Raw genomic sequence first — 23994 nt, forward strand, 5'->3', positions numbered from 1 at the left:
ACAGTGCAAGTCGACGCTCACGATCGAGCCGGATCCTGCCCATTCACCAATGATCGGAGAACCAGGCGTGGCAACACCAGAACTATCCTCTCCCGAAGCGATCCGCTTCCTGGAATACGAGTACTGCTCGGCACTGGAGATGAAGCGTCACCTCGAGCATGACAAGCGGGCCAAGGAGTTGAACGACGAGAAGGTCCTGACCCTGCGCGGCATGCTGCTTCGCCACTTCCTCGGAAAGGGCAAAAAGGAAGACGACGCCGAGGACGAGCGGCGGTGGGTTGGCGAGCGGATCTTCAGCATCGCTTGGTCCGAGCAGACGACGCAGGACTGGCTGACGCAGGTGGACCGGGCCAGCGTCCACATCGTGGTGCGCAACCAGGACGACCATTTCCTGATCCAGCTGCGGTCGAAAGACGCACCGACCAGCCCAGGCAAGTCGAGCATCCCAGGCGGCAAGCTCCGGCCAAAGGAGACACCCGAGCAGTGCGCCCTACGTGAGCTGAAAGAGGAAACCGGCCTCGGCCCACACATGCTGATCACCGGCAGGCTGACCCCTCAAGGTAGCTACCTCGACCCGAAGGAGAACGGCGAGCTGGTGCGCCGCTACCTGTTCTACGTCCGCACCTGGGCGACCGACCAGAACGTGATCTGCGGCGAGGGTGACGAAATGCGATTCCGCACCATCGAGGAGATCCCCAGCCTCGACCTAACCGAAGAAGCCGCCGTCGGTCTGGTTGGTTACTTTCCCGTCCCGCTTCCGGGAATCCCCGGCGCGAGTAGCGACTGAACCGCATCCGGTGCCTGGAGAGGGACAGCTGTGAAGATCACCGACGTCGTGCCGTTGCGGGTCGGCAAGTACCTGCTGGTCGAGGTACACACCGACGAAGGCATCACCGGGCTCGGCGAGTCCGGCGCGGTCGGGGTGCTGGACGGCTCGTACGAAATGTTGGGCTGGTGCCGCGACTACCTGATCGGGCAGGACCCGTCACGAATCGAGCACCACCAGCAGTACATGTGTGCGACACGAGGTCGCTCGGAGCGAGTGGGCTGCGTGAGGAAGGAGGTCGACGTGATGTCGACAGCGTAGCCCTGGTCCCAGTGTCCGATGGGACTGTTCCTGCTCTCGACGTGCGTCGCTGGTAACGGCGGGGTGCGAAGCTCGGGAGTGAAACGTCCAAGGGTCCCTGCGCCACCTGGGGACTACAGGCGAAGGAAAGACCGGACGGGTGAACGTGAGTGAACCTCTGATGAGGATCCCGTGAGGCTGATACCCCGTGGGTGGAGATGTTGCTGGCGGGGCACAGGGCTGGCCGCTGAGAAGCGGCAGGTGCCGGCCGGTGGACATGTGCCGGCTGGGAGGACACCACCGCCCCGGGATGAAGGAGGCACCCAACCCGGTCGTTGCTCGCGTGAGCGGAACGTGGAAACCCCGTTGCAGTCCAGCAAACCAAGGGTTCTGCTGGTAGGCCGACCGTAAGGGAAGCGGAGATCTGTAGCGGGACAGGATGGCCAAGAAGCGAACGCCGACAGCCGAAAGGCAAGAGGAAACCACTCCGGCGTTGCCGTTGCTCCTTCAACGGCAGGGGTGGATAACTCGTCGGATACGGGCCTGGTGCCTGACCCGAAAGGGTGCTGACGTGGCCAGGTGAATCTGTGGAGATGACTGTGGTCGCGATGTCGGAACCGATGGACAAGTTGGACGCCCCGCCAGCCAGGACAGCACTTGCTATGTCGGCTGTCGGGGTGAACGGACCTGAGGACGGAGAGCTCGCCTGGGACCTTGACCGGGATCTGAAGTGGGATCAGGTCGATTGGGAGCAGGTTGAGGACAACGTACGACGGCTGCGGCAGCGGATCTTCACGGCTGTGCGGGAAGGGGACCTGAAGAGGGTCCGCAATCTGCAGAAGCTGATGCTGCGGAGCCTGTCGAACACGCTGGTCAGCGTGCGGCGGGTGACGCAGCACAACGCCGGACGCCGGACCCCAGGGGTCGATGGGCACGTGGTGTTCACCGACCGGCAGCGATCCGAGCTGACCCGATGGGTCCAGACCGGCTCGCTGTCCTGGACAGCTCGGCCAGCCCGGCGGGTGTACATCCCCAAACCCGGTGGGAAGCAGCGCCCGCTCGGGATCCCGGTGGTCATCGACCGCGTGCTCCAAGCGCGGATGGTGAACACGCTGGAACCCGAATGGGAGGCACGGTTCGAAGCCCGCTCGTATGGGTTCCGGCCCGGCCGTGGCTGTCATGACGCGATCGCGCAACTGTTCCAATCGCTGAAGGGCAAGAACCCCAGGCGATTGTGGGTGCTCGACGCCGACCTGGCGGCCGCGTTCGACTGGATCGACCACGACCAGCTCATGGCCGCGATCGGGGAGGTTCCCGGACGGGAGCTGATCCGGGGCTGGCTGAAGGCCGGTGTGATCGAGAAGAACCACCTGCAACCCACCGAGCGGGGCACCCCGCAGGGCGGTGTGATCAGCCCCTTGCTGCTCAACATCGCCTTGCACGGGATGGAGGAAGCCGCAGGCATGCGCTACCGGAACACCATACGCGCCGACTATTTCGCCAGGTCGTCGTCGCCAATTCTGGTGCGCTATGCCGACGACCTGGTTGTGTTGTGCCTGACGCGTGAGCAGGCCGAACAGGTCAAGGCGCGGCTGGGTGCATGGCTTGCCCCAAAAGGGCTGGCGTTCAACGAGGACAAGACCCGGATCGTGCACGTGGATGCGGGATTCGACTTCCTCGGGTTCACCATCCGCCGCTTCGGCACCAGAAGCGGACGGAAGCTGTTCATCAAACCCAGCCAGACAGCGGTCAAGCGAGTACGAAAACGCATCCGTGAGGTGGTCCGGTCCCTGCACGGGGCCGGTTCGCCGTCGGCGGTGATGGCCGCGCTCAACCCGATTGTGCGCGGCTGGAGCGCCTACTACCGCACCGTGGTGTCCAGCAAGATCTTCGGACAGCTGGACTCAGCCGTCTGGCGGCGGGTCTACCGGTGGGCGCTCAAGCAACACCCGAACAAGTCGAAGTCGTGGGTGGTCAAACGCTACTTCGGCACGTTCAACCCGTCCAGGAACGACAGGTGGGTCTTCGGCGACCGCGACAGCGGCGCCTACCTGGTGAAGTTCGCCTGGACGAAGATTGTCCGGCATCAACTGGTCGAGGGAAAGGCGTCGGTCGACGACCCGACCCTCACCGAGTACTGGGCCAAACGCCGACGGCGTAACCGTCCACCACTCGGTGCTGGCATGCTGCGCATCCTGGAGTCCCAGAAGGGACGATGCTGGCTCTGCGGCGACCTGCTCTTCCACGCCGACAGCCCACCGCAAACCCCGGAAGAATGGGAGCAGTGGGCCAAGGCAGCCCGGCGAGCCGTCAAGATGCTCCAACTGGCCTACCGGGCACAAGAGCAACCGGACAACACCGTCGTACTCCGCCTCGTACACCCAGCCTGCAAACGGAACGCCGAAACGGCAGGCACCAGCCATGCATAACCCACACAGCCCAAGGGATTTGCTTGAGCCGGATGCGCTGAACAGGCGCAAGTCCGGTTCTGAGGGGGCCCAGGCGCAGCAATGCGCCTGGGCTACCCGACACCGGTCGTGGCACGTGCGCAGTGCGGCGTTGATGGGCGCGATCGCCGCGATCGACATCGCGCTGTGGGACATCGCCGGCAAACGCCACGACGTCCCGGTGCACGAGCTGATCGGCGGGATGGCGCGGGACCGGGCCAGGGTGTACCGGCACGTGATCGCCAAAACCCGTGCAGACCAGCTCGCCGGTATCAAGCAGGCCCCGGCCGACGGGTACACCGCAGTCGGGCACCTGTCACCGATGCCCGACGGTCAGCGGACACGGCCGGAGGAGACGCACAGCTACGTCCAGAAGCTGCGCGCCGCGATCGACACCGTAGGCCTGTTCCGGGCAGCGGCTGGCGACCGGGTGGACCTGTGCATCGAGATCCACCGGCGGCTCAAACCTCCTGAGGCGATCACGCTGGCGCACGAGATCGAGCCGTTCCAGCCCATGTTCTACGAGGACCCGATCGGCCCGGACAACTTCGACTCGATGGCCTACGTCGCCTCACGGATCAACCTCCCGATCGCCACCGGGGAACGGTTCACCACGCCCCGCGAGTTCGCGATGCTGCTGCGACGTGACGCCGCCCGCTACGTACGGCCCAACGTGTGCCTGGTCGGCGGCATCACCGGCGCGATGAAGATCGCCGCGCTCGCCGAAGCCCACGACGTCGAAGTGGTGCCGCACAACCCGCTCAGCCCGGTCTCCACCGCCGCGTGTCTGCAGGTCGCAGCCGCGATCACCAACCTCGGGATCCTGGAGTACTGCGGCGACGAACATCAACCGCCCAAGGCCTCCATGGTCCTCTTCCCGGCACGGCTCGACGGCCAGGGCTATCTGCTCGTGCCGACCGAACCCGGGATCGGCGTCACCCTCAACCGCGACGCCCTCGACCTCGTACAGCCATACCAGCGGGGCTTCATCACCCGCCTGCACTACGACGGCTCCGTCGTCAACGACTAGACAGCGCGCACAACGATCCGGTCGCTCCAGAAGGGCACATCAGCTATGGGCCGTAGGGCCGTCTCCCGTCTCCGTCTTGCAGTACTGCTGCCGACGGCGGCCGCCGCGTGCACGATCTTGCCGGCAACCAGCACGTCCGAAGACCGGGACCAGCTGGCCCCACCCTCGAGCAGGCTCGCGGCCACCGCACCCGATGAGCCCTCGGCCAGCCGCACAGTGACCGGTGCGCAAGCGTGGCTGGACTACTACTACGCGGTGGCCAGCTACGGCCACCACACGCAGGGCTGGGATGCGCTCGGAGCGCTCCACGCCGCTGCCGGCTGTGGCCAGTGCGATGCCATCCCGGACGGCAGTCGCCTGGCCAGGCCAGGCGAAATCAGGCGTTCCCCGATCGTCGGCGGTCCGTCGCCCGTGCTCAGCGATGGAGGCGACAGCATCGAGATCGTGACCGCCGTCGAGCTCGTGCTGCCCGACGGCCGAATCCAGGAGCAGTACATCGACCGGGTCACGTTGGCCTGGGACCCGGCACCGCGCGACGGCTGGCAGGTGACCCACCTGACCTTTCACCGCATCGAGTGAGGGCTCGGAAGTAGCCAGCTCGTAGAAGTCACTGCGTTCCTCATCATCGCGCTTTTGGGAGAGGGCGGAACAGCGATGAGCGACGAAGAGCCGCTTTCCGAACCAGTCAACACGGTGCTGCGTCATCTGCGTAAACAGCGCCGCATGTCGAGAGAGAAGGTCGCCGAGCGCCTGCGCTGGTCCGCGGATCGGGTTCAGCGCGTCGAGCAGACGTTCGTCACCTTGACCCGCGTCGAGCTCGATGGGCTGCTCGAGCTGTACCAGCCGCCAGCGGCGCTGTGGCGTCGCATCGTGCATACGGCGGAGCTGAGCGTTCTTCGGCCCGACACAGAAGCCGAAACGTCGAACCGGCGGGGCAGACAGCCCATGATCACGCCCGAGCAGGCGGCGGAGTTCCGAGAACAGTACGACGCCGACGTCAGTGTGGAGGAGATCGCGGCCGGCGCCGGCTGTTCGGTGAGCACGGTCAGCCGATCGCTGCGAACAACCGGCGAGATGCGCCCCCGCGGCAGCCAGCGGGGCGTGACGCCGGAGCAGGCGGCGGAATTCCGGGCGAAGTACGACGCCGGTGCCTCCATCGACGAGATCGCCGCCGAGTCTCCCTATTCGCCAGTCACGGTCAGACGGTGGCTGGAGGAGTCTGGTGGACTGCGCGACGTCGTACGCCGAACGCGTGTCAAGCCGGAGGATGCCGCACGGATCCGGAAGCTGTACGACGCCGGAGCAACGGCGGAAGATGTCGCCGCCGAGACCGGGTTGGCGAAGCACACGGTATACCGCTGGATCAGCCGGACAGGTGGGGCACGCCAGCGGGGGCGTCGCCGCAAGCCAGCCCCGGTGAACGCCTCGGTGGACGCCTCGGCGCCGGCACTGCTTCCTCACCCGCAAGTTGCCGCCGAAACGCTGGCGGCGCCGGAGCTGCGCCCGCGTGTGGTCGAGGCGATCAAAGCCGTGATCGCCGAAATCGCCCTTGCCGGACGGTGCCGGATCACCCTGGCGCCTGGCGTGGGCAAGACCCGGGTCGGGGCTGAGGTTTCCAGACAGCTGGCCGAGGACGGGCGGGTACTTGTCGTGGTGCCAAGCCTGCCGCTGCTGGCCCAGACCGCCGCAGCCTACGTCGACCATCTCGGTGACCAGACCGGTGTGCTGGCAGCGGTCTGCTCCGACCCGAACGCCACCCGCGACACCAGCCAAGACACCGGACAAGACACTGGCGAATCCGCCACCGAACGCGCAGCAGTCGAAGCCGATGCTGAGTCCGCCGATGATGCCGTAGCTGACACGGAGACATGGGATATCGAACTGGCTGAGGAGTTGGCGGAGCTTCGGGTCGGCTCGTCGACCGATCCAGGCGAGGTTCATGCGTGGACGCGCTTGGACGGCCGACTCACCGTGTTTTGCACCTACCACAGCCTCGGCGTGGTAGCCGAGGCACATCGCCTAGGCACGCCGGCATGGGACCTGGTCGTGCTGGATGAAGCGCACCGGGCAGCAGGGGCACGGGAATCGTCGTTCGGCATCGTCAACGACGACGCCCACATCCCGGCACAGCGGCGCCTGTACATGACCGCCACGCCACGGGTGCTGGATGAGAACCGTCGTGGCGAGGTCGTCCCGGTCTACTCGATGCACGACGAGCGGGTGTTCGGTCGCGAGGTCTACCGAGTGCCGGTTGGGCAGGCAATCGACGAGGGCATCCTGGCCGACTACCGGATGCTGGTATGCACGATGACCCCCGGCGAGCTGGAACGCCTCCAGTCCGATGAAGCTGCCGAGGCGCTGACCGCCACTGACGAGGCGCCCGCGGTTCCCCCGGAGATGCTGGTAGCTCAGCTCGCTCTCCTCAAGGCGGCCGGCCAGTACGGTGTGCGGACAGCGCTGTCGTTCCACCATCGGGTCGTCTCGGCGCAGCTGTTCGCCGAGACCCTGCCGTACGCGGCGCAACTCCTGCCTGCCGCAGATCGGCCCTTCGAGGTGAACGCCACAGCGATCCACGGCACGATGGATCCCACCGAGCGGCGCCGCATCCTCCACGACCTGGGCCAGATCAGCCAGAACAGGCAGGACGGCCAGCAAGCGCAGGACGGCCGGGACACGTTACTGGTGGTCCCCAACGCGCGGGCCCTCACCGAGGGCATCGACGTCCCGGAGCTGGACGCGGTGCTGTTCGCCGACCCACGCGACTCCACCGTCGACGTCGTGCAAGCTGTCGGGCGGGCACTGCGACGCGGGCAACGGGAGGACAAGACAGCCACCGTCATCATCCCGATCCTGCTACCCGAAGCCGACAGCGCCGACGGCTCGGCTGGTGCCGAGGTGGCGCTCAACGGGTCGCAGTGGCAGATCCTCTACCGGATCCTGCGCGCGATGCGCGACCAGGACGAACGGCTGGCCGACTGGCTCGACCGGCTGCGCGCCGCCGGCACACGCGGCACCCGGGCCAGCAGCAAACCGCAGCTGCCGCCGTGGCTCGAGCTGGTCGGAACCCAGGTTGATCAAGCCTTCGCCGACGCGCTTGCGCTTCGGGTGCTGGAACGCACCACCTCGGCCTGGCTGGTCGGCTACGGCGCCGCCCAGGCCTACGCCGCCAAGTACGGAAACCTGCTGGTGCACGGTGACCATGTCACCGACGACGGCCTGCACCTCGGGAACTGGATCGCTCACCAGCGTGTCGCTTACAAGCGTGGCGAACTCGCTGCGGACCGGATCGTGATGCTCAATCAAATCGGCATGAGCTGGGACGCCCTGGAAGCGGCCTGGCAAGAAGGCTACGCCGCCGCCGAGGCGTACTACGCCAAGAAAGGGCATCTGCGGGTCACCAACAGCTTCGTCACCGCCGACGGCTACAACCTCGGCAACTGGATCGCCCACCAGCGTGTCGTCTACAGGCGCGGCGAACTCACCGCCGATCGGATCGAGATGCTCGAACGGATCGGCGTGTGCTGGGACATTCTGGAGGTCGCCTGGCAGGAAGGCTATGCCGCCGCCAAAGCCTGCTACACCAACAAAGGCCACCTTCGCGTCACCAACCGCTTCGTCACCGCCGACGGCTACAACCTCGGCCCCTGGCTAGACCACCAACGCACGTTACGGAAACGAGGCAGCCTGTCAGCCGAGCGCATCAATGCCCTGGACGACATCGGTATGGTCTGGGACCTCCGCAAGGCCGACCAGGAGGAGTACCTCGCGTTGGCCCGCGCCTTCCACGCCGAGCACGGCCACCTGAACGTCCCCGACACCGTAGTCACCAGACACGGCAAGAAACTCAACGTATGGCTACAAAACCAGCGCGCACGTAAGAACACAGGAAAGCCGAGCCCACTCAAGCCGGAGGAGATTCAGGCGTTGGACGAGCTCGGCATGGACTGGGGCCATCGAGACAGATGGCAGACGAATCTCCAAGCCGCCGCCGACTACCACGCCAGGCACGGCCACCTCAAGCCACGCAAGGGCGAGATCACCACGCCAACGGGCCTCGATCTGTCCACCTGGCTGAGCAACCTCAGACACAAAGCCCGCGTAGGACAGTTACCGCCGGAACGAATCCAGGCACTGGATGACATCGGAATGATCTGGAACCTCGAAGCCGAGAAATGGCGCGAACACTACGCCGCCGCCGTCACCTTCTTCGCCGCTCACGGACACCTCAACCCACCACCTGGAACCTGCGTCGGAGACGTCGACCTCTACCGCTGGCATTGCGAGCTCATCACCCGCAAACACGAACTCACCGACGAACAGATCGCAGGACTGGAAGCGCTCAGCATCAACTGGGAACGCGACCACGACGACCCCTGAACCAGTTACCGGTCGAGGCAACCGACCTCACACCATCGCCAATGAGACGAACCGAGAGCGACGCGCGATGGTGTAGCCGATCACACATGGGCGGCGGACATGGCCTGTCACACTCAGCACTGTCATCGCGCTTACCACGACGTATCGGCAACCTCGCCGAGGAGGAGAGTGGCTGCGCCATGGAGAGACCAGCAAGACGGATCTCAGACAGTCAGGCAATGGACGAGATCGCGAGCATCCTAAGGGCCGATCGTTGGTCTTGGGGAGACCTGGAAGACATCGCCTCTATCGCGCGGGCAACTGGTCGGGAACTGGGCAGTAACTAGCGATCTGCGGCGCCGCTGCCCGTCTGTCACATCCGACACCGATCGCGCGCTTACCCTGTGCATGAAGACTTACTACCTCACCGGTCCCGGCGGTCGACAGACCGAACATAACTCCTGGTCCAGCGTCGAAGACGTGGCCATGGTCGTGTCGTTCGTCTGTGACGGCCCGTTCGCTGTCACTGACCAGAGCGGCCAACACCTCGGCGAGTGGCGCCACGGTTGCTGGCATCCAGCCTCCGGCTGATGACGGCGTGTGCAAGGCGCATGAGACATGTCAGGAATCAGCGTCGCCGACAAGGAGCAGTTTCGTCAACCGCTGCGGCGAGTACCCGTAGACCAGACGCCCGGAAGGCGGTCAAGTCCACTGCGCCTTGGGCGGTTCCGCGGAACCAGGTGTCAGAGCTTGGGCGAAGCCTTCCTGTGGGCGGTGTACGTCAACGGCGGAGACAGCCGGAACGACGGACAGCGATAACGTGCGCAAGGCGCCGGATTGACGGGTCGTCAGTTGGAGCCGTCGTCTGCCTGCTCGGCGCCGGTGTCGAGCGCATGATAAGCGTCGAGGAAGGCTCTCGCCTGCCGGGCAGAGTTGGCGATGTCGATGGATTCGTCCCGTTGAGCCAGTGCCCGTGGAATCCAATCGTCCGTCAGGATGTCCGCGACGCCGAGGACAACCTTGAAGCCCAGCTCCCACAGAACCGTGTTCACAGCTAGACAGGCGATCGCCAGAGCGTCGATGTCGACGGCGTACCAGGTGACGGTGGCGGGGTCACCGCCTTGCGCGCGGATGGCCTGCGCGGCAGCGCGAAGCATGCCGCCAGTGCCGGCGGTGGGTTCGTGAATCACACTGCGGTCGTGGATATCGGTGAGGCACGCGATGATGCTGCAGATGTCCGGTGGTGTGTAGATCTGGCCGCGCGCTGACCTCGCTGAGGGTGGGCGAAGTTCGGAGAGCAGGGCACCGAAGAGGTCGGTTTCGGTTCGCATCGCGCTGCCGGTGAGCTCGAGCTGTCCCGCGCGTAGAGCGGCGTCCGCGGCTAGCTTGGCGGCCTTGATGGCGCTCTCGTCGAGTGGATGGTCGCCATGCCATACATTGATCAATGGCCAGGCTGGGTTGACAAGATCCGGCCGTGCGTGGACGAAGTGCCGCCATTGGAATCGCATCAACTTGGTGAAGTCGTCGACGTCGAGGCTGCGAAGCCAGGATTCGAGATCGCCGCGTTCGCCCTGAGGCGGAGAGATGAAGGAGAGCGCGGCGACGACGGAGACGGGAACCTCGACATTTCCGTGTCCGTGCGCGCCGTGCCAGGCGTCGTTGACAGCTTCGGCGATCTTGCGGGCATGCTGATGAGAGCTGTGCATGAAGGGGTTCCTTGAGCTACCGTCACCCGCTCGACCGGGGACGGGGTATGTTGCTTTGTGGTTCAGTTGCTGGAGCGCGGTCGATGGCATCAGCGATCTCACTGGCAGCGGTGACCAGGGCAGCCTCTGCCAACTGCTCAGCAGCTCGGGTCACGTCGGACATGTCGCGGCCGAAGATGTCGAGTACGGCCCGTATGCCATCGTTGGCGACCAAACCGGCGATCGTGGGGTCACCCTGAGGGACCAAGGCAGTGAGGACGGCGCGTCCGGCTCGCCCGTCGTTCCAGCTTGTGTTGCTATGGCGCTCGCGCGTCCTAAGTGAGGCGCCGGGCGAGGTCGAGGACCTGCCAGGGCAGATCGATCGCGTCTCCGGCGTCATTGGTGCCGACCAGGAGCACTTGGCCACGGATGACCTGGGCAAACGTGGGATGTACGTGGCGCACCAGTCGGTTGGCCAGCGGGTTGGCCGGCGCATCCTTGCGCTGAGCGTCCCGGTCGATGTACAGCTGCCACTCGGATGCCGCGTGAACGCTCTGGGGTGCCCCGCCGATCAGGTTGAGCAGCGTGCCAGGATCGAGCAGCTTGCTCAGGACGACAGGCGGTTCGGACGTTGAGATGTAGAGCGTGCGAATCGTGGTCGTCATTGCTGTTCTCCTTCGCCGGTGTGGGTTTCGTGGGTCCAGGTGCCGGCGGTCAGGACATGGCGCCACGCGGTGTTCTTTCGCCCGGACTGCGCCGAGCGGAATGCGATGCTGGACCGCGTGCCCTCGGACGGGTTGTGCGCCAGGAGGGACAGCCCTGTGTCGTCCGCGTCGCGGATGACGTAGCCACCGTGATCGAGGAGCCGCAGCAGGCACCTGAGTAGGGAGCGCTCGGCGGCGTGGACCTGCGGCGAGCGTGCTCCGAGTCGCCCGGCCAGCTGGCGCAGGTACGTGCCGATGTCGCGGAGAGTCTTGCGCGCGTCGCCGGTCAGGGTCAGCGTCACCTCGGCCAGCGTGGCGGCGGCGTTGGCGACAAAGGCCGAGTACTGGCCGTCGGTTTGCAACGCTGCCAGGGCGGCGCGGTGTGGGTGCGTGCCGGACTCGTACGCGGCGCGCCATCGCTGGTCGGCGATGTCGCGGTAGCCGATGGCGAATCGCTGGATGAGGAAGACGTCGGCGAGAATCAGCCACGCCGCATAGTCCGTGTCGCCGCTGGCCTCAGCCAGATATCTCTGCCCGACGCTGCACTCGAGCATCATCATGACGGCCGAGTGCTGGACGGGATCGGGATTGGTCCAAGGCATGACGAATGTTCCTTTCATGCCGTGAGGGGAGTTGCGTGAAGAAGGGGATTAGCGGTCAGGTATGGAGCGACCACACTCCGGCTGCTTCGGCTGCCGGCTGATCGGTCCGGCGGCGGTGGAACACGACCTCATACGTGCGGCCGTCTTCGGTGAGCCCGGTCAGGCAGTGCTCGTCGGTCCAGCCGAGCCGTCCACCCAGATGCAGAACGCTCAGCAACATGCGCACCAGGGACCGCAGCGCCTCCCGATGCTCTCGGGAATCGTCGCCATGCACGAGCGCCAGCTGTGCGGCTTCCGCCGCTGCGCGGTCCAGCACCGTCAGCGCTGACGGCGTCACGTGCAAAATGACAGGTCGATCAGTCACCTCGACCTCCCTTCCGGCTTCTGCACCGCTCGGAGAGCAAGTACGAAACCTGAACATCATTATGTTGTCTAGGTTTCGACTTGTCAAGGCACCACGCACTCCATTGGCGCCGGTAGACGGCGTGGAGAACTGACTTGCCAGCGCTGTTCGTGGCAAGCTCGATCGGTGGCAGAGCCGGAGTACATGGACATGGCGGCCATCGCCGATTACCTGGGCCTGACGTACGCAACCGTGCGCGGCTATCACGGCCATGCCGAGAAGCGTCGCCGGGACGGCAATCCCCGTCCCGGCGATCTTCCGCCTCCTGATGCCCAGTTCGGCCGCTCGCCGGTCTGGTTGCGCACCACGATCGAACGCTGGAGCACGAGCCGCCCGGGCAGTGGCGCTGGCGGAGGCCGTCCCCGCAGGAGTCCCGGCTAACTGCGGCTTGAGCCCTTGTCGGTGTGCCTGACTCGCTTGAGCACTCGGCCGCCGGTCCGCTCTGGTACACCGAGTTGGCGTGCCAGTTCCGCGCCGGTAATGCCGGGATCCTGCGTCATGATGTGACGGGCCGTCTTCTCGAGCTCCGCCGCAAACCGACGTCCGCTGGCCGGGCTGTGACCGTCGGATGCGCTGGCCGCCTGTCCGTCATCGAGGCGGTCCGGCTGATCAAAGGCGAGGGATGGTCGTCGGGCGTGGATGCGATCGGTTGCCACGAGCGTGGCCGCCAATTGGACTGCGCTGGCGACCGAGACACCGTGTGACCGAAGCATGTCGCCGGGACTGTCCTCGATCTGCTTGAGGACTTGCAGCCCGAGGTAGAGCCCACCGAACGCGGCTATCGGAGGAACGGCGGCGGTGAGGCGGCCAGGCAGGTCGGTGGCGGCCATGTGGCCGACGTTGAAGCCGGTACTGGCGGCCAACCCGGTGATCGCGGCCACCCACGGCCAGACCTTCCGGCGCGCAGGCCAGTTGTCCCGGTAGCCGACATAGAGTGCGAGCTCGCCGACGGCGATCCAGGCGTCGACCTGCAGAGGCCAGGTCCTGGCCCATCCAGGGCTCAGATATCGGCTGGCCCAGCCGTACAGGCCCTCATACGACTGAACGAACGCGGTGACCGTCCCGGCGACTACGAGAACAGCGATGACGTACAGCGCGAGACGGCGTGTCCGCACGCCGTTCCCGCGACGGGAGAGAGCAACCGGCTGTTGCATGGTGAAGCTGACTTTCTGTGGAGCGAAGATGTGGGTGCCGGGAACGCGGGCGTCGTGCTCCGCGTTCCCGGCGAGCGATCAGACCGCGACGAGGCCGGCCGGTTCCTCGAGTTCGTCGTCCGTGGAGGAGGAGCGCCGTTTCCGGGGGATGAGGTTGGCGACCTGGGTGCTGCGTTGCCGGTCCAGGCGCTTGGTGACGTGGAGGTAGATCTTGGTGGTGATCGTGATCGAGGAGTGGCCCAGGACGTGCTGGACGTACTTCAGGTCCGCACCCGCTTCCAGCATCAGCGATGCCGACGTGTGCCGCAGTTGGTGGAAGGTGATCCGCGGGACGCACGCGGCCTGTTTGATCAGAACGTTGAGGTGCCGCGAGACGAACTCCGGATGCAACGGTGTGCCGTCCTCTTTGGCGAACACCAGTCCGTGGTCGTGGTACGCAGAGCCGTGGGCGAGCCGTTCGCGCTTCTGTTTGGCTCGGTGGGCCTTCAGCGTCTCGACGTTGTCGTCGTCCAGCACGATCTCGCGCTGACTGGCGTCGCTCTTGGGTGTACCTTCCTCGGTGGCGTAGCCGAGTTGGACAATGCTGCGGCTGACCTCGAGCACGCCGTCGTCGAGATCGATGTCCTCCCATCGGAGTGCCACGATCTCGCCGCGCCGCAGGCCGCGGGTCACGGCCAGGTGGTACAGCGGGTAGAGCCGGTCGTCGACGATCGCGTCGAGGAAGGCCCCGGCCTGCTTGCTGTTCCAGTACTTGGCCTTCGGTGCCGAGACGCTTTCCAGCTCGACCAGGTGGGCCGGGTTGATGTCCAGGTACCGGTAGCGCCGCACAGCGTCGTTCAGCGCCTTGCGAAGAGTTGCGTGAATCCGCTGGATCCGGGCGGGCGCCAGCCGCCACGTTGGATTCTCCTCGTCAGCGGTTGGCCTACGCCGCCGCGGCTGCCGGAGCAGCTTGTACATCCCTCTGATGTCCTCGCCCCCCAGCTCGCCCAGGCGGACGTGCCCCAGGTGCGGGACGAGATAGAGGTTGATGTGCTCGGCATACGAACGCCGAGTGCTCGCCTTGAGGTTCTCGCGATCATCTAGCCACTGCCGCAGATAGTCGACGACATACATTCGCCGACCGGCCAGGATCTGTTCCGCGGCGACGCCTGCTTGCCGGTATCGACTCATCGAGTCGACCAGGGCTTCCTGCGCCTCGGCTTTACTGCCGAACCCGCCTTGCCTGGCGCGGCGCCGCCTGGCGCCCGGCAGCGTTGGCAGGTCGTGGACGAAGTACCAGGAGCCATGCTCCTTCTTGCAGCTCTGTCTGACCTTCTCGGTGCATGGGCACCGCTTGAAGACCGATCCGTTCACTGTGCTTACTCCTTGTCGGAATCCTCGGGAGGGAGACCGAGCAGGCGTAGAACCTCAGCGGTAGGGATCCGGATGCAACGTCCCACGCGCAGGACGCGGGTGGGCCACTCGCCGGTCTTGACCGCCTGGTACGCCTTGCTGCGGCCGATAAGGAGCAGGCGAGCTGCCTGCTCCACGGTCAGAGCAGGCGGCAACCGGCGGATCTCGTCCTCGGTGAAGTGGTCGGTGAACGCGGCGTGCATGACACGCCCCCTTCGATTGCCGGATGGGGACGTGCGAGGTAAGTGCGGCGTCGGTGGCCGCTGTGACCGGGATGGAGAATGATTCGCGTCCCCAGTTCGTCCCCAGGCGGCGCGAAACTCGGGCATAACGGACCGAGGAATCGGTCCCAGATGAGGTATATGCCCACGTCAGAGGTGGTGCGCCATCAGGGACTCGAACCCCGAACCCGCGGATTAAGAGTCCGCTGCTCTGCCAGTTGAGCTAATGGCGCGCGCCGATTGGCCTCGGAGAGGTTAGCACGACGGATCCATGCCGACAAAACCGATACCCCTCATCGCCGATCACCCGCCGCGACCGGCTCCCGGAGGCGGCGCGCCGACACGGTGCAACTGGTTCCGGCGACCCCTCGCGGCCTGCCACACTGAGCCACCATGGCGCATGACGCGGACGTGATCGTCGTAGGTGCCGGGCTGGCGGGGCTGGTGGCCACGGCCGAGCTCGCCGCGGCGGGCAGGCGGGTGATCCTCGTCGAGCAGGAGCCGGAGGCGTCGCTCGGCGGGCAGGCCCACTGGTCGTTCGGCGGGCTGTTCCTGGTCGACTCGCCGGAGCAGCGGCGGCTGCGCATCCACGACTCCCAGGAGCTGGCCTGGCAGGACTGGCTCGGCACGGCCGGCTTCGATCGGGAGGACGGCGAGCACGCCGAGGACCGCTGGCCCCGGCGGTGGGCGGAGGCTTACGTCGACTTCGCGGCCGGTGAGAAGCGCGCCTGGCTGCGCGAGCTCGGCGTCAAGCTGTTCCCGGTCGTCGGATGGGCGGAACGTGGCGGCTACCTCGCCACCGGTCACGGCAACTCCGTACCGCGCTTCCACATCGTCTGGGGCACCGGGCCGGGCCTGCTCGAGCCGTTCGTCCGGCAGGTACGCGACGCTGCCGAGCGCGGGCTGGTCGAGCTGCGCTTCCGCCACCAGGTCGACGAGCTGCGCGAGGACGGCGTGTCCGGCCACGTACTGGAGCCGAGCTCCGCCGAGCGCGGGAAGGCGAGCTCGCGTACGCCCGTCGGCGAGTTCGAGCTGCACGCCCAGGCCGTGATCGTCACGTCCGGCGGCATCGGCGGCGACCACGACCTCGTACGGCAGAACTGGCCGGCCCGGCTCGGCAAGCCGCCGGAGCGGATGATCTCCGGCGTACCCGAGCACGTCGACGGCCGCATGCTGGCGATCACCGAGTCGGCCGGCGGGCGCATCGTCAACCGGGACCGGATGTGGCACTACACCGAGGGCATCCACAACTGGAATCCGATCTGGCGCGACCACGGCATCCGCATCCTGCCCGGCCCGTCGTCGCTGTGGCTGGACGCTCGCGGGCAGCGGCTGCCCGCGCCGCTGTTCCCCGGCTTCGACACGCTGGGGACGCTCGAGCACATCATGCACACGGGCTACGACTACACGTGGTTCGTGCTGACGCAGAAGATCATCGAACGGGAGTTCGCGCTGTCGGGCTCGGAGCAGAACCCCGACCTGACCGGACGCAGCGTGCGCCAGCTGCTGCGCCGCGTCCTGCCGGGCGCGCCGGCACCGGTCGAGGCGTTCAAGCAGCACGGCTCCGACTTCGTGGTCGCGCGCGGCCTGGAGGAGCTGGTCCGCGGGATGAACAAGCTCACCGGCACCGACCTGATCGACCGCGCCGCGCTGGAACGCGAGATCGTCGCGCGCGACCGGGAGGTCGCCAACCCGTTCGCCAAGGACCTGCAGGTCATCGCGATCAACGGCGCCCGCACGTACCTCGGTGACAAGGTGATCCGGGTGGCCGCGCCGCACCGGCTGCTCGACCCGAAGGCCGGGCCGCTGATCGCCGTACGGCTCAACATCCTCACCCGCAAGACGCTGGGCGGCCTCGAAACCGACCTGTCGGGCCGCGTCCTACGAGCGGACGGCACAGTGCTGCCCGGCGTGTACGCGGCCGGCGAAGTCGCCGGCTTCGGCGGCGGTGGCATGCACGGGTACCGCGCGCTGGAGGGCACGTTCCTCGGAGGCTGCCTCTTCTCCGGCCGTACCGCCGGCCGAGCCGCGGCCGCCGCCGTCGCCTAGCCACACTCGAGCGGTCCTTCAGACCGTCCAGGCCCTCCTCCTCATACCGCCGCTTCCACCGGTAGAACACGTGGACTCTCACATTTGTCAGGTCGCCTTGACGTTATTCCCGCGATCGATCCCCGCTGCCGGCGAGTCGCCCACGTGGGAATTCCGGTGAGCAGGTCTGGGAGGATCCATCGACCGCCATTACTGCGTCAACCCTCGCGTGCGTCGCGACGAACGCGGTCTCGCGGTGCTGTTCATCACCCACGACCTCGGCGAAGCCGTGCACGCCTGTGACTGCGTAGTCGTGCTCCATAGCGGTGATGTCGTCGAGTCGGACCACCCGGTCGGCTCGCGACCAACCGAAGCACCAACACCGCCGTGCTCGTGTCTGCTGGCCACCCCCACACGATCAGAGCTCGCCAGGCCGCATCTGACAGGTTGCCGCGATCGGGGCCTGTACTGCCCGTTCGCTCTTCGCGGCTGGACGCCTTGCCGCACAATTGACCGATGGGCTTGACAGGGTTGAAGGACAAGATCGTGTTGATCACCGGCGGTACGTCGGGCATAGGCCTGGCCGTTGGGCGGGAGGTCGCGGCTCAAGGCGGGGCGGTCGCGCTGGCTGGACGGCGTACCGACGTCGGCGAGCAGGCGGCCGCCAGCATCCGCGCCGAAGGCGGCCGCGCGATCTTCGTCACGACGGACGTCACGGACGAGATGTCGGTCGCCGCGCTGGTGCGCGCAACCGTCGAGGAGTTCGGCCGGCTGGACAGCGCGTTCAACAACGCGGGTGGGGTGAACGCAGGTGGACCGATCTCCGGAGTGGACGGCGCCCTGTGGCAGGCGGAGGTGAGTCAGAACCTGTCCAGCGTGTTCTACAGCATGAAGTACGAGGTGCCGGCGATCACGGCTGCCGGCGGTGGCGCCATCATCAACAACGCCTCGACCGCAGGCGTCACCGGCGTGCCCGGGCTGGCGGCGTACACCGCGGCCAAGCACGGCGTCGTCGGGCTGACGAAAGCCGTCGCACTGGAGAGCGCCGAGGCCGGCGTACGGGTGAATGTGCTGGTAACGGGTAACGTCGACACTCCACTGTACCGGCGCCTGCTGGGCGCACCGCTGGAAGGCGAGGTGGAGCTGGACGCGCCGAACCCGACCGGACGCGTCGCTGACGTCAGCGAGGTGGCAGCATTTGTCGCGTTTCTCCTGAGCGATGCCGCCGCCTTCATCACCGGAGCGGCGCTCCCGATCGACGGAGGATCCACCGCGGGCTAGAGGAACTGCCCATGAACGAAACCGGCCTCAGATCGGCGAAGCGTCCGACGTCCCTCCAGCTGTCGGCTCAGCCATGAAGGTGCGGGCCTGGCCAGGCGGCCCCAGCGACGCCTACCGGCCACATCGGCCACCTCGAGGCGGTGTCGCTAGCCCCGAATCGAACTGTGCGTTCGCGACACCAGGACCGACCACCAGACCGCAGGCGGCCCCGGTCTCCTGGACGACCTTCCGCTGCCGTCGCGGACGGTGACCTCGGCCCAGTTGGACGCGACCCTGGAAGCGGCCGGCTGGCAGCGGACCAGCGAGTGGATCGAAGACGACGACGTAAGCCAGCCGCTGTCAAAGCCTGCGAGCAGAAGACCGAGATCGCCGCCCACGCCGGAGTGAGCCGAGTCCGCGTCTACCAGATAGTCGACGAGACCGGCCGCTAGTACGACTGCCGTAAGTTGTGGTTCCACTTCTGTCACGTCTGATACTGGAACAGTTCCGCCCTGTTTCGCTGTTCGGCTTCTGGTATTGATGCGTGTTGTTCACCCGCTCGCCCGGCAGGCTCCGGTTCGGCCGCGAGCAGAACATCACCAGCCAGCCATTCGACCTCGTGATCGGGCCTCCAGGAAAGAACGGCGCCTGGTGGAATGGCGACACCCATGCGGTCGCGGCTTCCACACACGATCCACCCGATCTGGCACGAGACCGGGACGGGCACCTCGCGATCTACACCGCGGTGCCGCACAACTTGGTTGGCGTTTCAGTCAGGACGGAGCGGTGGCGGCGAGCACGGCGGCGTGCGGTCGGGATGCCGGTGGATGAAACGAGCGGCATGTCGTGCTGCCGCTTGCCGTTGCTGGGTGCTCAGCTGTCCCGGCCTGTCCTTCGGCGAGCGTGAAGTGCTGGCTTGCCGGCGGTGAAGAGGTTGGCGTTCGGCGTTTGCTATGAGCGGGAGTCCGGCTTGGTCGAGGACGCGCCACGTGCCGTGGACGGCGACGGTCTGCCTGGAGGCGAGGAGGCGTAGTCGCCAGGTGAGCGTTCGGGTGAGCGCAGGAAGGCTGCCGAGCCAGTGAGGGTGAGGACGAGGATGACCGATCCGGCCGCCAGTGACAGATGCATTCCGGTGACGAAGTCGGGAGCACCGGCCACCAGCGCTCCGAACAGTGCGACGCCGAGTGCGCCGCCGACCTGGCGGGCGGCGTTGAGGATGCCGGAGGCCAGCCCCGCAGCCGCGGCGTCGACGGCATCCAGCAACGCCGCGGTCATGGGCGGGACCGCCATACCCGCGCCGATGCCGATCGGGACCAAGGCGAGGAGTAGCGCCACGCTGGGCGTGGTCTCGTCGACGATCAGCAGCCCCAGCAGGCCGACGGTCAATACTGACTGGCCGAGGAGAATCGGAACCTTCGGTCCGAGTCGGGTGGTCAACCTGCCTGACAGCATGTTTACCACCATGATCAGCGCGGTCATCGGTAGGAACAGCAGCCCGGCTCCTAGTGGCGTCGCATCGAGGACACGCTGGAAGTAGAGGCTCAGGATGAAGATCAGGCCGTAGGTGGTGAAGTTCAGGGCGAAACCGACGGTTGCGCAGACTGACACGGTCGGCGCGCGGAACAGGCGCAGGGGCACCATCGGATGGTTGCTGCGGGCCTCGATGGCGAGAAATGCCGTAAGGCCGATGACAAAGGCGGCCGACGATCCGAGGACGACCGGTTCGCCATAGCCTCGGGCGCCGCCCTCGATCACCGTGTAGGTCAATGCCGACATCCACAGCGCGGCCGTGAACTGACCGCCAAGATCAAGTGGCGCCGGCCGCGGCGCGGATCGGGAGGTTCGCAGCGTTCCGACGACAGCCAGCACACCGAGTGGGACGTTGAGGAAGAAGATCGACCGCCAGCCCAGAAGCGAGGTGAGTACGCCACCGGCAACCGGCCCGGCCGCGACCGCCGCGCCGCCCGCAGCAGTCCAGATGGCGATCGCCCGGGCACGCCTGGTCGCGTCAGCGTACGCGTGCCTAACCAGTGCCAGCGACGATGGCAGCATCACGGCTGCGGTGATGCCCTGTACGGCCCGCGCCGTGATGAGCAGACCGAGGCCCGGCGCGAACCCGCAGGCGACGGAGGCCAGGCTGAAGCCGATGAGGCCGAGCAGGTAAGCGCGAGACGCGCCAACTCGGTCGGCCAGGGCACCCGAGGACAGCAGCAGCGCGGCGAACATCAGCGTGTACGCGTCGGCCACCCACTGGAGGCCGGCGACATCCCCGCCGAGCTCGTTGCCGATCGACGGCAGCGAGACGTTCACCACGGTCGCGTCCAGCGTGATCAGGACGAAACCCAGACAGGCCACAGCGAGTCTCACGCTCCTGCCGGACTGAGTGCGCTGGTCCCTGAGCTGCTCCACTCGACCATCGAGCTCGGACGTCCCACTGTTGGCCATGGCCAACCTCCTTCCGCGGCAACGCCGATGTCTTGTCCGCGCCCCTGGGATGCGACGCGGCGATCTGTGGCGAGTGTGAGTGCGCGGTACGTCGTTGGCAGCCTGTCCGAGGAGATGACGCGCAGGCTGCCAGGCCGCGACACGTCCCGGAGTCCTTGCTCAGTGGATCCCAGAGGCCACTACGAGCATGTGGGCACCGCTCGAGTGGAGCAAGAACGATCCGAGCATCTACCAATTCCCTGACGGAATCGATCCGTGGCGGGCGAGGCCGCGCGATCCCACAGCAGCCACACGGCAGAGTCGGCGACCTTGACGGCGTACGACGAGCTCATGACGTCTCGTGGCTTGATTTGGCTGGATCTGGGGTGTGTGCCAAGGTTGCTCCAACGGGAATCTCTCGGACAGGCCTGGAGCCGGGCGTGGAACTGGACCAGATCGATCTCGTCCTCGTGCTGGCCGAGGAGTTGCACTTCGGTCGGACCGCTGAGCGGCTGCACGTCTCGCAAGCACGGGTCAGCAAACGCGTCGCCGCTATGGAACGAGAGCTCGGCGGCCCGCTGTTCGACCGCTCCAGCCGCCACGTCCGCCTGACGCCGCTCGGCCAGCAGTTCGTCGAGCGCGTCGGTCCCGCCTACCGCAGCCTGCTCGAGACTGTCGACGAGATCGCCCACCGAGCACAGACCCACGTGCGCGTAGGTTTCCTCCCCCTCACCGGCGGCGCCGCGTTCGGACGCCTGATCCGCGCGTTCGAACGCCAACACCCTGAAATCACCCTCCGGCTCACCGAGGTGCCGTACGACGACTCCTTCGGCGCCCTCCACGCCGGCGACGTCGACGTCCTCCTCTGGTGGCGGATCCAGCCCGAGTCCGGCATCACGGTCGGCCCGGTCATCGACACCCAAGGCCGCGTCGCGGTCATGTCCGCCGAGCACCCGTTGGCGACCAGAAACTCCATCTCGGTTACCGAGGTCGACAACTGGGCCCAAGCCGTCAACGTGACACCGGCCGCGATACTCACCACATTTCTGCCCCCGTCAGCAAGCGACGGCACACCTATCTCACGGACGGGCGTCACCTACAGCAACCTCGCCGAGTACATCGCGCTGATCGCCCGCAACAAGATCGCTCACGCCACCGTCACCTCCTTCGCCGAGCACGCCAATCGCGACGACCTCGTCGTGGTCCCCATCCGCGACCTGCCACCGCTCGACCTCGTCCTCTACTGGCGCACCGCCCACGAGAACACGGCCATCCGCGCCCTCGCCAAAACCGCGCGGAAGCTCCGCGAAAGGCGGCCATAGCCGAGCATCACCGCTGCGGACACAGGGCCATTGAATGCCACTGGCGAATTGACGGTCTGCGGTGGTTGATCAGTTGAACTGGTTCGGCAAGGCTCCCGGTCCAGGTCGGGGCGTGACCTGAGTCGGCGCGAGTGCGGCGTTGCAACGCTCGCAGCGGGGGTACAGCTGGACCGATCCGCCGCAGCCGTCGTGTTGGTAGGTAACCGGTGGACCCTGGGGTGCCGACCACCGATCACCCCATGCGGTAAGTGCGAGGATCGCCGGCTGAAGGTCGAGCCCCTTGCTGGTGAGTACGTATTCGCAGTTCTCGTTGCCCCTGCCGAGCTGCCGTGCGGCCATGATGCCGGCCTCGACGAACTTTCCCAGGCGGTCAGTGAGGATGTTGGGCGCGACCCCGAGGTCTCGCTGGAATTCGGTGAACCGGGTCTGCCCGCCGAACATCGCGTTCCGAATGATCAACAGACTCCAGCGTTCGCCGACCACCTCAAGCGCTCGCGCCGCCGAGCAGTTCTCCCGCTCGTAGGTCCTTCCAAGCATCGTGCCCCTCCGCAGTCACGTCGCATTTTTACTATCATCATACTAGCACACCTGCTAGGTTACTTGCATCATGCTAGTAATTTACAACGAAGGGAAGCTCCTCATGACGACACGCCAGGCGCCACCTAGCCAAGGCAGGGCGAACCTTGTCCTTGCCGCACTGTTCCTGGGAACGTTCGTGCTGGGGACCGCGGAATTGGTCGTGGTCGGTGTGCTGGATCTGATCGCTTCGGACTTGCGCATCCCGATCCCCGCGGCTGGCGTGCTCGTGACCGCGAATGCTCTGGGCCTGGCTATCGGGGGCCCGATCCTTACCGCGCTGACGATCAAGCTGAACAGGCGGACCGTGCTGATCGGGGCGCTCGGCTTGTTCGTCGTTGCCACCTTGGTCCCGGTCCTGAGCGCCAACTACGGCCTGTTTGTCGCGGCCCGCAGCGTCGCCGGTGCCGTCCAGGGATTGTTCATCGCCGCCGGCTTCGCCGCCGGCATCTCGGTCGTCTCGCCAGAGCGGATGGGCCGCGCGATCTCCGTGGTCATCTCGGGTGTCGCGGTCTCTGCCGCCATCGGTGTTCCGCTGGGTACGTTGATCGGCCGAGTACTGGGCTGGCGCGGTACGTTCACCGCGGTCGTTGCACTCGCCGTACTCGCGCTGGCCGCCGTCGCGATACTGGTTCCGGCCGTACCTTCCGGCGGTGGTGGTGCTGCCGGTCAAGCGAAGTACGCCTTCGCTCCGAGGGTGCTCGCGGTCCTCGGACTGAACTTCCTGATCTTCGCAGGACTATTCGCCGCCCTGACCTACATCGTGCCGTTCCTGCGGGAGGTCACAGGAATCTCTGGCACGGCCATCAGTGTCTTCATGCTCGCCTACGGTGTCGCCACCGCGGTCGGCTCCTTCGGCGGCGGTCGACTCGCCGACCACAACGCCGCGCGTGCCCTGACCGTTGGCACCATCGGCGTCACGATCTCGCTTCTCGCGCTCTATCTCCTCGGTACCATCGCGTTCCTCGTCGCACTGGCACTGCTCGCCCTCGGACTGTTCGGCTTCGGCATGGCGCCCTCGCTCCAATACCGCGTGGTCAGCCTCGCCGGCCCCGGCGCCCAACTCGCGCAGTCACTACCCGCCTCCGCGATCAACCTCGGCATCGCGTTCGGCTCCGCTGCCGGCGGCGTCGCGATCGGCGCCTTCACGGCATCGGCCACGGTCATCACCGGCCTCGCTCTCGCCGCGATCTCCGTCGCGGCCGCCTGGGCCACCCGTCTCCTCGCGCCGCCAACCCCGCCGGCCGAACAGGCCGAGGAGGAACCAGCCCCCAAGGCCGCCTAGGCCCAGGACCCGATCCCCTACCCGGACACGGCGGTGACG

At 66.5% G+C, this 23994-nt stretch carries 20 protein-coding genes, 1 tRNA gene and 1 pseudogene; 11 read left to right on the forward strand and 11 right to left on the reverse strand.

The features are described 5' to 3' along the window. The first annotated feature begins 67 nt into the window (after positions 1 to 67). From ACYVF6_RS43760 to ACYVF6_RS43785, 6 genes are all read left to right on the forward strand, one after another. Positions 68 to 787, forward strand: a complete 720-nt coding sequence (locus ACYVF6_RS43760) for an NUDIX hydrolase (protein WP_460532210.1) — start codon at positions 68 to 70, stop codon at positions 785 to 787. A gap of 30 nt (positions 788 to 817) precedes the next feature. Beyond that, complete coding sequence (locus ACYVF6_RS43765; RefSeq protein ID WP_460532213.1) at positions 818 to 1087, forward strand: hypothetical protein; 270 nt, start codon at positions 818 to 820, stop codon at positions 1085 to 1087. A gap of 656 nt (positions 1088 to 1743) precedes the next feature. Then, positions 1744 to 3495, forward strand: coding sequence for a group II intron reverse transcriptase/maturase (gene ltrA, locus ACYVF6_RS43770; RefSeq protein ID WP_460532216.1), 1752 nt, complete (start codon positions 1744 to 1746; stop codon positions 3493 to 3495). A gap of 115 nt (positions 3496 to 3610) precedes the next feature. Next, the gene (locus ACYVF6_RS43775) at positions 3611 to 4543 is read left to right on the forward strand and encodes a mandelate racemase/muconate lactonizing enzyme family protein (protein ID WP_460532219.1); all 933 of its coding nucleotides are present in this window, start codon (positions 3611 to 3613) and stop codon (positions 4541 to 4543) included. A gap of 216 nt (positions 4544 to 4759) precedes the next feature. Next, a complete protein-coding gene (locus tag ACYVF6_RS43780; RefSeq protein ID WP_460532222.1) occupies positions 4760 to 5122 on the forward strand; it encodes a hypothetical protein in 363 nt (120 codons plus the stop codon). 75 nt (positions 5123 to 5197) lie between these two features. After that, a complete protein-coding gene (locus tag ACYVF6_RS43785) occupies positions 5198 to 8920 on the forward strand; it encodes a Helicase associated domain protein (RefSeq protein ID WP_460532225.1) in 3723 nt (1240 codons plus the stop codon). Between the two features lie 827 nt (positions 8921 to 9747). On the opposite strand, the gene ACYVF6_RS43790 is transcribed toward ACYVF6_RS43785, so the two are convergent. The 4 genes from ACYVF6_RS43790 to ACYVF6_RS43805 form a co-directional block, all read right to left on the reverse strand. Then, a complete protein-coding gene (locus ACYVF6_RS43790; protein WP_460532228.1) occupies positions 9748 to 10605 on the reverse strand; it encodes an N-6 DNA methylase family protein in 858 nt (285 codons plus the stop codon). A 314-nt stretch (positions 10606 to 10919) separates the two neighbouring features. Continuing rightward, complete coding sequence (locus ACYVF6_RS43795) at positions 10920 to 11249, reverse strand: hypothetical protein (protein ID WP_460532231.1); 330 nt, start codon at positions 11247 to 11249, stop codon at positions 10920 to 10922. Continuing rightward, on the reverse strand, positions 11246 to 11848 hold the full coding sequence (locus ACYVF6_RS43800) for a hypothetical protein (RefSeq protein WP_460532234.1): 603 nt from the start codon (positions 11846 to 11848) through the stop codon (positions 11246 to 11248). Before ACYVF6_RS43800 ends, ACYVF6_RS43795 begins: the two co-directional genes overlap by 4 nt. A gap of 97 nt (positions 11849 to 11945) precedes the next feature. Next, positions 11946 to 12254: a hypothetical protein gene (locus ACYVF6_RS43805; protein WP_460532237.1), complete on the reverse strand. Its 309-nt coding sequence runs from the start codon at positions 12252 to 12254 to the stop codon at positions 11946 to 11948. A gap of 165 nt (positions 12255 to 12419) precedes the next feature. On the opposite strand from ACYVF6_RS43805, the gene ACYVF6_RS43810 reads away from it, so the two are divergent. Beyond that, positions 12420 to 12674: a hypothetical protein gene (locus tag ACYVF6_RS43810; RefSeq protein ID WP_460532240.1), complete on the forward strand. Its 255-nt coding sequence runs from the start codon at positions 12420 to 12422 to the stop codon at positions 12672 to 12674. On the opposite strand, the gene ACYVF6_RS43815 is transcribed toward ACYVF6_RS43810, so the two are convergent. The 4 genes from ACYVF6_RS43815 to ACYVF6_RS43830 all read right to left on the reverse strand — a co-directional run bounded on the left by ACYVF6_RS43815 (position 12671) and on the right by ACYVF6_RS43830 (position 15293). Then, positions 12671 to 13447, reverse strand: a complete 777-nt coding sequence (locus ACYVF6_RS43815; protein WP_460532243.1) for a hypothetical protein — start codon at positions 13445 to 13447, stop codon at positions 12671 to 12673. The two genes, ACYVF6_RS43810 and ACYVF6_RS43815, sit on opposite strands and share 4 nt — an antisense overlap. 78 nt (positions 13448 to 13525) lie before the next feature. Beyond that, complete coding sequence (locus tag ACYVF6_RS43820) at positions 13526 to 14800, reverse strand: tyrosine-type recombinase/integrase (RefSeq protein WP_460532246.1); 1275 nt, start codon at positions 14798 to 14800, stop codon at positions 13526 to 13528. Positions 14801 to 14805: 5 nt separating this feature from the next. Beyond that, positions 14806 to 15042 (reverse strand): helix-turn-helix domain-containing protein, encoded by a 237-nt coding sequence (locus ACYVF6_RS43825; RefSeq protein WP_460532249.1) that lies wholly within the window; start codon positions 15040 to 15042, stop codon positions 14806 to 14808. Between the two features lie 175 nt (positions 15043 to 15217). Beyond that, positions 15218 to 15293: transfer RNA gene (locus ACYVF6_RS43830), tRNA-Lys, on the reverse strand. 160 nt (positions 15294 to 15453) lie between these two features. Between ACYVF6_RS43830 and ACYVF6_RS43835 the strand changes: the two genes are divergently transcribed. Then, positions 15454 to 17109 (forward strand): FAD-binding dehydrogenase, encoded by a 1656-nt coding sequence (locus ACYVF6_RS43835; protein WP_460532252.1) that lies wholly within the window; start codon positions 15454 to 15456, stop codon positions 17107 to 17109. 10 nt (positions 17110 to 17119) lie between these two features. Here ACYVF6_RS43835 and ACYVF6_RS43840 read toward each other — a convergent pair. Further along, positions 17120 to 17191: pseudogene (locus tag ACYVF6_RS43840) on the reverse strand (helix-turn-helix domain-containing protein); the annotation flags it as partial. Positions 17192 to 17604: 413 nt separating this feature from the next. Here ACYVF6_RS43840 and ACYVF6_RS43845 point away from each other — a divergent pair. Next, on the forward strand, positions 17605 to 18369 hold the full coding sequence (locus ACYVF6_RS43845; protein ID WP_460532255.1) for an SDR family NAD(P)-dependent oxidoreductase: 765 nt from the start codon (positions 17605 to 17607) through the stop codon (positions 18367 to 18369). A 930-nt stretch (positions 18370 to 19299) separates the two neighbouring features. On the opposite strand, the gene ACYVF6_RS43850 is transcribed toward ACYVF6_RS43845, so the two are convergent. After that, on the reverse strand, positions 19300 to 20793 hold the full coding sequence (locus ACYVF6_RS43850) for an MFS transporter (RefSeq protein ID WP_460532258.1): 1494 nt from the start codon (positions 20791 to 20793) through the stop codon (positions 19300 to 19302). Positions 20794 to 21212: 419 nt separating this feature from the next. Here ACYVF6_RS43850 and ACYVF6_RS43855 point away from each other — a divergent pair, with 419 nt between their 5' ends. Next, on the forward strand, positions 21213 to 22094 hold the full coding sequence (locus ACYVF6_RS43855; protein WP_460532261.1) for a LysR family transcriptional regulator: 882 nt from the start codon (positions 21213 to 21215) through the stop codon (positions 22092 to 22094). A 69-nt stretch (positions 22095 to 22163) separates the two neighbouring features. Here the strand turns inward: ACYVF6_RS43855 and ACYVF6_RS43860 are convergent, their stop codons facing one another. Next, positions 22164 to 22631: a winged helix-turn-helix transcriptional regulator gene (locus ACYVF6_RS43860; RefSeq protein WP_460532263.1), complete on the reverse strand. Its 468-nt coding sequence runs from the start codon at positions 22629 to 22631 to the stop codon at positions 22164 to 22166. Between the two features lie 103 nt (positions 22632 to 22734). Here ACYVF6_RS43860 and ACYVF6_RS43865 point away from each other — a divergent pair, with 103 nt between their 5' ends. Continuing rightward, positions 22735 to 23955, forward strand: a complete 1221-nt coding sequence (locus ACYVF6_RS43865) for an MFS transporter (protein WP_460532266.1) — start codon at positions 22735 to 22737, stop codon at positions 23953 to 23955. Positions 23956 to 23994: the final 39 nt, after the last annotated feature.

It is taken from the genome of Flindersiella endophytica (assembly GCF_054779015.1).